Origin of the sequence: Mycobacterium sp. (assembly GCF_032162605.1) — a bacterium.
Classification (GTDB): Bacteria; Actinomycetota; Actinomycetes; order Mycobacteriales; family Mycobacteriaceae; genus Mycobacterium.
In genome coordinates, this window is record NZ_JAVROT010000468.1 from 1 (window position 1) to 9,533 (window position 9,533).

Here is a 9,533-nt window from a genome sequence, read left to right on the forward strand (position 1 = left end):
GCGCTGGCAATACCCCGGTCGAGGCGTTCGTCGGCGTCTGCGACAAGCTCGGCTGGCGCACCGGCATCGACTTCTTCTCGATCGTCGACGCGGCCGAGGACGTCGTGCTGCCGGCCATGCCGGACGAGTGCCGGCTCGACCGGATGGCCCTGATGATGGGCTACTCCGGCGTGTACTCGAGCTTCCTCAAGCACGCCATCCGTCAGTCGGAGCGCTATGGCGTGCCTGCGCACAAGCTGCTGCACCGGGCGGGTCAGCGCAAGTTGATCGGTGGCCAGGAGGACCAGCTCATCGACATCGCGCTGGAGCTCAAGCGAGAGCAAGACGCCGCCGCCACGCCCGCTGGCTAGCCGAGCTAGACAAGAATTTTCTGGGTCCCATTCGTGCGCCCTGGCCTGCATGGACGACGCCGACCCGGACGGCGATGCCCGGCAGCGCGTGTTTACCCCTCGGCATTATGGCTAGGCCTTGGGCTGCGATGAACGCATCGCAGACCGAAGGAGGTTCACGATGAACACGATGAAGATGTCCGAAACGACCGTCCGCCGCGGCTTGTACGGCATGTTCGCCGGCGGCCTGCTGGGGGGCGTCGCATCCGCAGCGATTCTGATGCCGAGCGCGAACGCCGCGCCGGACCAGTGCAGCGCGAGCGGCCTGGCGACCACCCAGAGCTCTGTGCAGCTGTCCATGAGCACCTACCTGCAGACGCACCCGCAGACCAACCAGGCGCTGACCGACATCGCCAAGAAGTCGCCCACCGAGGCGCAGGCGTCCTACGAGATGTACTTCGCCGACAATCCGCAGGTCGCCCGAGATCTGAAGGGTCTCGAGCAGCCCGTCAGCGACCTGACGACACAATGCGGTATCCAGTCGTCGTCGAATCAGCTGACCGACGCCTTGACGTCGGCGTGATTCGGCAATCCCCCTGACAGGGAAGGGAGGCAGGATGGGGCGGTGACCGTCGCCCCACCGCAGCACCGGCGCCGCGTCGGTTCTCTGGAAGTCCTGCTGATCGGCCTCATCGCGTTGGCGGTCTCCGCCGGCGCGGTGAGTGCTTTCGTAGCAGGCGATCCCGATGTGAGCACGGCCGCGACGGTGTTCTGCGGCGTGTTCGTCCAGGCCCTGCCCTTTCTGGTGCTCGGGGTCGTGGTCAGCGGGCTGATCGCCGCCTTCGTCAGTGCCGAGCGACTGTCGCGGTGGCTGCCCCGCCGGCCTGCGCTCGCGGTTCTCGCCGCGGGCATCGGCGGGGCGGCCCTGCCTGGCTGCGAATGCGGGTCGGTTCCCGTCGCCCGGCGGCTCTTCGGACCTGGCACGAACGGGGCGGCCGCCCTGACGTTCATGCTGTCCGCGCCCGCCGTCAACCCGGTGGTGCTGGTCGCTACGTCCGTCGCGTTCCCCAGCCAGCCTGCCGTGGTGCTGGCACGTTGCGTAGCCTCGCTCATCACCGCCATGGTGATGGGGCTGCTGTGGTCGCGCTTCGGTCGCGACGAGTGGGTCACCCGCGCACTGCCCGCTCCCGCTACGGAGGCCTCGTCGCGGTGGACGGTGTTCACCGAGGCCGCCCGGCACGACTTCCTGCAGGCCGCGTCCTACCTGGTGGTCGGGGCGGGAGCCGCCGCAGCTCTGCACGTGTTGGTTCCGCCTTGGGTCTTCGAGCACCTCGCGGGCCATTTGCTGCTCGGGGTGGTCACCATGGCATTGCTCGCCGTGGTGCTCGCCCTGTGCTCCGAGGCCGACGCGTTCGTCGCGGCCAGCCTGACGATGGTTCCGCTGGTGCCACGGTTGGTGTTCCTGGTGGTCGGGCCCGCCTTCGACGTGAAGCTGTCCGCGATGCAGGCCGGCATGTTCGGCCGCCGGTTCGCGGTGCGCTTCGGTCCGGCCACGTTGCTGGTGGCCACCGTGGTCGCGACGGTCGTCGGCCTCGCGGTTCTCGGCGGTGCCACGTGAGCCGGGGCACGCAGAATCTGATCCTGCTGCTCGTCGGGCTCAGCACCGCGGTGATGCTGGTGAAGGGCACGTATCTGAACTACGTGAAGCCCGGGCTGCTCCCGTGGTTGATCGCGGCCGCGGTGGTACTCGTCGCTCTCGGGTCTGCGGCGATCATCCGGGACCTCCGAACGGCCCACGCCGAGGACGAGGAGCACGAACAGGGGCACGGCCATCGGCACGAACCGTGGCTGGGCTGGTTGCTGCTCGTCCCGATCGCGATGGTGGCCTTCGTGGTACCCCCGGCGCTGGGGGCGCGCGGGACGAGTCCAGCGGCCGTCAGCACTCCGCAGCGACGCGCGTTTCCGCCGTTGCCCTCGGGGGATGCGCCGACGGTGTCGTTGCCCGAGGTGGTGATGCGGGCGGCCGCGGACTCCACCAATTCGCTTGCGGGCCGGTCCATCACGCTCACGGGTTTCACGCTGCACCGTCCCGACGGCGTCGATCTGGGTCGGGTGGTCATCGTGTGCTGCGCCGCGGACGCGCAACTGGCCCGCGTCCACCTGAGCGGCCCCGGCGCGGCCGCGGTGGCCGGCCATCCAGAGGACACCTGGTTGCGGATCCGGGGCCAGATCGACATCGGCTCATCCCACGCGGCGGACGGTTTCATCCCGACGATGACGGTCACGGACGTCGCGAGCATCGACAAACCGGCGAACACCTACGCGTACTGACCGTGATCCCGGTACCGACGTCAACCGGGGCAGTTCGAGAGAGTGGATCGAGATGCACGAACACATTGACGGAACGGTGATCGCAATCACGGGAGCATCCAGCGGCATTGGTGCCGCTACCGCGAAGCACCTCGCTACACGAGGGGCGCGGGTCGTCCTCGGCATGCAGCGACGGGACCGCCTGGACGACCTCGTCGCGGACATTAGGGCCGACGGCGGGGAAGCGGTGAAGGTGCTCACGGAAGGGTTGCGTCAGGAGTCCGGTCCGGACCTCCGGGTCACCCTCGTCTCCCCGGGGTTCACGAACACCGAAGGTGTCGGCAAGGGCGCCAGCGCGGGTGCAGCGGAGGCGATGATCCAGCAGCGCGATGCGATCGCCACCCCGCCCTCAGCGATCGCCTCCGCGATCGCGTTCGCCATCGAACAGCCAGCCGGGGTCGACGTCAGCGAGGTCGTCGTCCGACCAACGATCCAGGCTTGAGGGTCTGGCCGCGACCATGCTCGTAGGTTGGGACGAGATGTCTACCAACGGTTGTTCGTGAAAGCCTTCCCCGGTTTCGCCGACGAGGGCTTCGGACCCGTCGCCGACGCCTTCGTCGACAACTTCCGCCGGGGCGCCGAGATGGGCGCATCGTGTGCCGTCTACCACCGCGGCCGCCTTGTCGTCGACCTGTATGGCGGGACGGCCGATGCCCCCGCGCGCAGACCGTGGACGGCCGACACCGTCTCGATCGGCTTCTCCGTCTCCAAGGGTTTGATGGCGCTGTGCGGCTATCTGGCCCAGCAACGCGGGCTGCTCGACTTCGACGCGCCGGTCGCCACGGTTTGGCCCGAGTTCGCCGCGAATGGCAAACAGGACATCGTGATTCGTGACGTCTTCGCCCACCGGGCCGGGCTGATGGCGCTGGACGCCGACCTGAGCCTTGCCGACGTATTGGCCTGGGATCCGGTGATCCGCGCGATCGAAGCGCAACGACCGCTGTGGACGCCAGGTACGGCGTTCGCGTACCACGCGTTGACGTTCGGCTGGCTGACCGGCGAGATCCTGCGCCGCGTCACCGGATCGATGCCGGGTGCGCTGCTAGCCGACTACCTCACCGACGACCTCGGCGTGAACGCCTGGATCGGGCTGCCCGCCGACCAGAGGCACCGGGTGGCCAGGATGCACGCGCCGCGCTCACGGGCGCTGCGCACCGGTTACCGGGTGCTGCCGAGGATCCTGCGCCGCGTCGGCAAGGCGGCAGCGGTGCGGACGATGACGATGGGTTCGGCCTTTCCCTTCTCGTTGATCGACGGCTGCGCAGGCGATTTCAACACGCCCGCGGTGCACGCCGCTCAGATCCCCGCGGCCAACGGAATTCTCGACGCCCGTGCACTCGCGACCATCTACGCAGCGGCGGTCTCGCCGGTCAACGGTGTTTCGCCGCTGCTGACGGAGGCCTCGATCTCCGATGCGGTGACCGTGCGTTCCGAGGGTGACGGTTGGTCTGGCGCGCTCAACGCGCCTGGGATCCGCTTCTCGACCGGGTTCCTCGTCAACGGCATCCCGTTCCGACCGCTGCTGTCGGATTCGTCGTTCGGGCACGACGGCGCCAGCGGCAGCCTCGGCTTCGCCGACGCGGACAGCCAGACCGGCTTCGGCTACGTCAACAACCTCATTGCGCCCCGCGATCACCGCGCCAACGACCTGACCGCCGCGCTCCGGCGCTGCCTCGATCGCTAGGTCGTCGGACCGGACGGGCACGATGGAGGGATGGCGACCCGCGATCAGGCCCAGACGATCCTCGAGCAGTTGGCCGGACCGCAGGCCACTCTGCGCGATGACCAATGGACCGCGATCGAGGCGCTCGTCGTACAACGCCGCCGCGCGCTCGTCGTGCAACGTACCGGCTGGGGCAAGTCGGCCGTCTACTTCATCGCCGCCAAACTGCTCCGCGCCAGCGGACACGGACCGACGGTCATCGTCTCGCCCCTGCTGGCGCTGATGCGCAACCAGGTGCGCGCCGCCGACCGGGCCGGTGTGCACGCGGCCACCATCAACTCGAGCAACGTCGCCGACTGGGACGAGATCCACGACCGGGTGTGGCGAGGTGATCTCGACGTCCTGCTCGTCAGTCCGGAACGCCTGAACAACCCCGACTTTCGCGACCAGGTGCTGCCCGCGCTGGCGCACGACGCCGGCCTCGTCGTGGTCGACGAGGCGCACTGCGTTTCGGACTGGGGCCACGACTTCCGGCCCGACTACCGCCGCATCCGCACGCTGATCGCCGAACTCGGCACCGACGTTCCGGTGCTGGCCACCACGGCCACCGCCAACGACCGCGTGGTCGACGACGTGGCGAGTCAGCTGGGAGTTGGCGGTCGCGACACCCTGGTGCTGCGCGGTGGCCTCGACCGTGAGTCGCTACGGCTGTCGGTGGTGAAGGCGGGCAACCCGGCGCAACGCGCGGCTTGGCTTGCCGCGCACATCGATTCGCTGCCCGGGTCGGGCATCGTGTACACGCTGACGGTGGCGCAGGCCAACGACGTCGCGGCGCTACTGCGCGAGCAGGGCCACGAGGTGGCGGCCTACACCGGGGCGACGGAGACCGCCGAGCGCGAGCAACTCGAGGCCGACCTGCTGGACAACCGCGTCAAGGCGCTGATCGCCACGTCGGCGCTCGGCATGGGATTCGACAAGCCCGATCTCGGCTTCGTCGTCCACCTCGGTGCGCCGTCCTCGCCGATCGCCTACTACCAGCAGGTCGGCCGCGCGGGCCGCTCGACCGCCAGCGCCGAGGTGATCCTGCTGCCCGGCCACGAGGATCAGGACGTCTGGCGCTACTTCTCCTCGGTGGCGTTCCCCTCGGAAGCCATGGTGCGCAACGTGATCGGCGCACTGGAACCCGATCGGGCGCAGTCGACGCCCGCGCTCGAGCCGCTGGTGGATCTCGGCCGGACCCGGCTGGAGATGGTGCTGAAGGTTCTCGACGTCGACGGCGCGGTCCGGCGAGTCAAGGGCGGCTGGGTGGGCACCGGTGCGCCGTGGGAGTACGACGAGGCCCGCTACCGCAAGCTCGACGAGGCCCGCAAGCGCGAACAGCAGGCAATGCTCGACTATCAGGTGACCGATGGCTGCCGGATGGCCTTCCTGCGCGGCCAACTCGACGATCCGGAACTGACCGAGGGCGAGCGCTGCGGCCGCTGCGACAACTGCACCGGCAAGGGTTACGACGCCGATGTCGACGCGTCCTCGGCGGAGGACACCCGCCAGCGGCTGATGCGCCCCGGCGTGGAGGTCACGCCCCGCAAGCAATGGCCGTCCGGACTGGGCAAGCTCGGTGTCCAACTCAGCGGCAAGATCGCCGACGGGCCGTCAGCCGGGCGGGTCATCGGCCGGTTGACCGATCTCGGCTGGGGCGCGCGGCTGCGGCGTCTGCTCGACGAGCCCGATGCTCAGGTGCCCGAGGACGTCGTCCAGGCCGCCGTGAAGGTGCTGGCGTCGTGGGAATGGACGAGGCGGCCCACCGCCGTGCTGGCGATGGACTCCGACCGGCACCCGTTGCTCATCACCTCGTTGGCCCGCGAGCTCGCCCGGCTCGGCCGGCTGACCGATCTCGGCGTCCTGCGGTACGCGCCAGAGCGCCGTCCGGTGACGGCGGCGAACTCCGCGTACCGCGTCGCAGCCTTGCAGGGTGCCTGGCTGCCACCGGACCCCACTGCGCTCGATGCGGCGGGCGGCCCGGTGCTACTGGTCGACGACATGACCGACACGGGGTGGACGCTGACGATGGCGGCGCGTGTGGTCGGGGAGGCCGGTACGCAGGAGGTGCTGCCGTTCGCGCTGGCGAGTACCAGCTAGCTCTTTGTCGCAGCGGTAACATGGGCCCGCCGCAGGGCGCGCTGCCTGATACGCGGCATCCAGGCACCGCTCGGCGCGTACAAGATTCGTTGCGGACTGCAGGTGGCGCCCACCGACGCGCTGGCGGTCCTCGCCGAGGTCTAACCAGTCACTGCTGCGGGTGGATCACGGCCTTGATCGAGTCCTTGACGCGGCCTGCCAGCGTGAGCGCGTCGGCCGAGTCGGCGAGTGAGAAGTGGTGGGTGACGAGCTCGCTGACGTCGATGCGGCCGGACGACACCAATTCGATTGCGAGCGGCCAGGTGTGGTTGTAGCGATTGACCAGGCTCAGGGTCACCTCGTTGGGGTTGAGTGCGGCCAGCGGTAGCGCGACGTCCTGCTTCGGCATGCCGATCATCGCCGCGCGGCCCGCAGGCGCCAGGCGGGCCATCCCCGTTGCCAGCGCACCCGGTGCGCCCGAGCACTCGAGTAGGACGTCGAACGTCCGGTCGCTGACGGCTTCGGGCGGCTCGGTCGCGAAACCCATTCGCTGGGCGATGCCGAGCCGGAACTCGGACGGGTCGACGACGGTGACCGACCCCGCTCCGAACGCGCGGGCGACGGACGCCGCGAGCAGCCCGACGGGCCCGGCACCGCTGACCAGGACGTGGTCACCCGCCGTCAGGTTCGCCCGCTTGCAGCCCCAGATACCCACGGAGAGCGGTTCGAGCAGGGCGCCTTGCTCGTAGGTCATCTCCGGTGGAATCGGGTAGAGGTTGCGGGCGTCGATGGCCATCAGTTCCATCAGCGCGCCGTCGTAGGGCGGGGTGGCCAGGAACACCAAATCGGGGCACAGGTGGTAGCGCCCTGCCTTGCACTCGCCGCAGTCCCGGCACGGGGTGCCGGGTTCGATGGCGACGCGGTCGCCGACGGCGACGTTCGTCACTTCGCTGCCGATCTTGGCGACCTCCCCGGACACCTCGTGGCCGAGCACGATCGGACCGTCGACCACGTAGTCGCCGATCCGCCCGATCTTGAAGTAGGCGGTGTCGGAACCGCACACACCCACGGCGTGGATCCGCACGACAGCCTGCTTGGGGCCGGGCTCGGGTTCCGGAAGTTCTTGAATTTCAATGTGTTCGAGCTCAGTCATCACCGCTGCGCGATTGGACACGGGTCGTCTCCTCGGTCTGGTCTGTGGTGGTTGTTCTTGGGGTCAGGCACGGCCGTGCGACGCGCGCGACTTGCGGGCCACCGAGTCGATGGCGACCGCGACGGCCAGCACGAGTCCGGTGATGATGAACCGGTACGACGAGTCCAGGTTCAGCAGCGTCAGGCCGCTGGCGATCGCCGCGATGACGAGCGTGCCGAGCACCGCCGAGAACGCGCTGCCGCGCCCACCGAACAGGCTGGTGCCGCCGATCACGGCGGCCGCGATGGCGTTCAGGTTCACGTCGCCGGTGCCGCTGGAAAGATTCGCCGAGGCAAGTCTGGCCGCGGCGAGGATGCCGCCGACACAGGCCAGGAACGAACAGACAGCGAACGCGGTGAGATAGATCCGCCGCACGTTGATGCCAGAGCGGCGGGCCGCTTCCTCGTTGCCGCCGATCGCGAGCAGGCTGCGCCCCCACTTGGTGCGCGTGAAGGCGTAATTCAGCACCAACACCAGGGCGACGAACATCACGACCATCCAGCCGACGCCGCGTTCCTGGTTGAGGTACCAGGCGAAGAGCCCGAGGGTGACGACCAGTGCGACCGACCGCAACACGAGATAGTTCATCGACTGGGCGGACAGATTGGCCTTCCTGCGCCGTTGGCGGCGCTCGAAGCCGCTGACGAACAACCCGACGCCGACGAGGGCCGCCAGGGCATACGACAACCACGCGGGGACGAACGCGAGTTGGGCGAAGTGGACCAGCGTCGAGTCGAACGGCAGGTTGACCGAGCCCTGAGCGCCGAGGATCGCCAGTTGCAGGCCGAGGAACGCCAGCAGACCCGACAGCGACGCCACGAAACTCGGCATGCCGAACCGGGTGAGCGCGATGCCGTAGATCAGGCCGATCAGGAGCGCGACGGCGCACGCCAGCACCACCGCCAGCATCCAGTTCCAGCCCTCCCGCACGAAGAGCACGCCCACGATCGCCCCCGACAACCCGCTGACCGAGCCGACCGACAGGTCGATCTCCCCAACAAGCAGCACGCAGACGATGCCGAGCGAGATGATGCCGACCGCGCAGGAGTCCAGCGTCAGGTTCACCAGGTTGGCGCTGGACAGGAAGATCGGATTGAGCGACTGGAAGATGGTGCAGATCACCAGCAGGCCAACGACCACCGGCAGCACCCCGACATCGCCGGCCTTGACGCTGCGCCAGAACGACCGAAGGGCGCCGCTGAGGCCCGCGTCCTGTTGGAGGCGTTCGTCGCCCCGGTCGAGTGCGGTAGGAGCCTGGGTCGACGTCATCGTGTCCCCGCTTCCGGGTCTTCGGAGTCCGCGGCGCCGGTGCGGTCCCGGCGTCGGGTGACCGCGTTGTCCGTGGCGCCGGTGATGGCGGCCACCAGTTGCTCGGTGGTGACGGTCTTGGCGTCGAACTCGCCGTTGTTGCGGCCGAGCCGGAGCACGACGATGCGGTCGGCCACCGCGCGGACGTCCTCCATGTTGTGGCTGACCATCACGACGCCGAGCCCGCGGTGTTTGACCCGCTCGATCAGGTCGAGCACCTCCGCGGTCTGCGCCACGCCGAGCGCCGCGGTCGGTTCGTCGAGAATGATCATCTTCGGTTCGCCGAGCAGCGACCGGGCGATGGCCACCGTCTGACGCTGCCCGCCGGACAGTGATGCGACCGGAATCCGGACGGTTGGTATCCGGGCAGACAACTGCTGCAACAGATTCCAGGCCTGAACCTCCATCTCGGTCTCATCGAGCCGCCACGGGCCCAGCTCGTGGCCGAGGAAGAGGTTGTCGACCACATCGAGGTTCTCGCACAGCGCGAGGTCCTGGAAGACGGTCGCGATGCCGAGCTGGATCGCCGCGCTCGGGTCGGTGATGGCGACGG

10 protein-coding genes are annotated in these 9,533 nt (G+C 68.9%); 7 read left to right on the forward strand and 3 right to left on the reverse strand.

Features of this window, described 5'->3' with window-relative positions; translation table 11 throughout:
* The 7 genes from QOI01_RS25905 to QOI01_RS25935 form a co-directional block, all read left to right on the forward strand.
* Positions 1 to 350: 4-hydroxy-2-oxovalerate aldolase family protein (locus QOI01_RS25905; RefSeq protein WP_526386029.1), on the forward strand; the 350-nt coding region annotated here is incomplete at its 5' end.
* Between the two features lie 160 nt (positions 351 to 510).
* On the forward strand, positions 511 to 912 hold the full coding sequence (locus QOI01_RS25910; protein WP_526386030.1) for a hemophore-related protein: 402 nt from the start codon (positions 511 to 513) through the stop codon (positions 910 to 912).
* Between the two features lie 42 nt (positions 913 to 954).
* Positions 955 to 1,947 carry a permease gene (locus QOI01_RS25915; protein WP_526386031.1) on the forward strand — a complete coding sequence of 331 codons (993 nt, stop codon included), beginning with the start codon at positions 955 to 957 and terminating at the stop codon, positions 1,945 to 1,947.
* A complete protein-coding gene (locus tag QOI01_RS25920) occupies positions 1,944 to 2,660 on the forward strand; it encodes a TIGR03943 family putative permease subunit (protein WP_526386032.1) in 717 nt (238 codons plus the stop codon). Before QOI01_RS25915 ends, QOI01_RS25920 begins: the two co-directional genes overlap by 4 nt.
* 52 nt (positions 2,661 to 2,712) lie before the next feature.
* The gene (locus tag QOI01_RS25925; protein ID WP_526386033.1) at positions 2,713 to 3,141 is read left to right on the forward strand and encodes an SDR family NAD(P)-dependent oxidoreductase; all 429 of its coding nucleotides are present in this window, start codon (positions 2,713 to 2,715) and stop codon (positions 3,139 to 3,141) included.
* 57 nt (positions 3,142 to 3,198) lie between these two features.
* Entirely contained in the window at positions 3,199 to 4,383 is a 1,185-nt protein-coding gene (locus QOI01_RS25930; protein WP_526386034.1) for a serine hydrolase domain-containing protein, read from the forward strand.
* 30 nt (positions 4,384 to 4,413) lie between these two features.
* Positions 4,414 to 6,501 carry a RecQ family ATP-dependent DNA helicase gene (locus QOI01_RS25935; protein WP_526386035.1) on the forward strand — a complete coding sequence of 696 codons (2,088 nt, stop codon included), beginning with the start codon at positions 4,414 to 4,416 and terminating at the stop codon, positions 6,499 to 6,501.
* 148 nt (positions 6,502 to 6,649) lie between these two features.
* Here QOI01_RS25935 and QOI01_RS25940 read toward each other — a convergent pair whose 3' ends face one another.
* From QOI01_RS25940 to QOI01_RS25950, 3 genes are all read right to left on the reverse strand, one after another.
* Positions 6,650 to 7,654, reverse strand: coding sequence for an NAD(P)-dependent alcohol dehydrogenase (locus QOI01_RS25940; protein ID WP_526386036.1), 1,005 nt, complete (start codon positions 7,652 to 7,654; stop codon positions 6,650 to 6,652).
* 42 nt (positions 7,655 to 7,696) lie between these two features.
* Positions 7,697 to 8,941, reverse strand: coding sequence for a sugar ABC transporter permease (locus tag QOI01_RS25945; protein WP_526386037.1), 1,245 nt, complete (start codon positions 8,939 to 8,941; stop codon positions 7,697 to 7,699).
* Positions 8,938 to 9,533: ATP-binding cassette domain-containing protein (locus QOI01_RS25950; RefSeq protein WP_526386038.1), on the reverse strand; the 596-nt coding region annotated here is incomplete at its 5' end. The genes QOI01_RS25950 and QOI01_RS25945, both read right to left, overlap by 4 nt.

Coding starts and splice junctions, on each gene's coding strand:
- QOI01_RS25935 (WP_526386035.1), top strand. CDS start 4,414: ATGGCGACCCGCGATCAGGCCCAGACGATCCTCGAGCAGTTGGCCGGA.
- QOI01_RS25945 (WP_526386037.1), bottom strand. CDS start 8,941: ATGACGTCGACCCAGGCTCCTACCGCACTCGACCGGGGCGACGAACGC.
- QOI01_RS25925 (WP_526386033.1), top strand. CDS start 2,713: ATGCACGAACACATTGACGGAACGGTGATCGCAATCACGGGAGCATCC.
- QOI01_RS25910 (WP_526386030.1), top strand. CDS start 511: ATGAACACGATGAAGATGTCCGAAACGACCGTCCGCCGCGGCTTGTAC.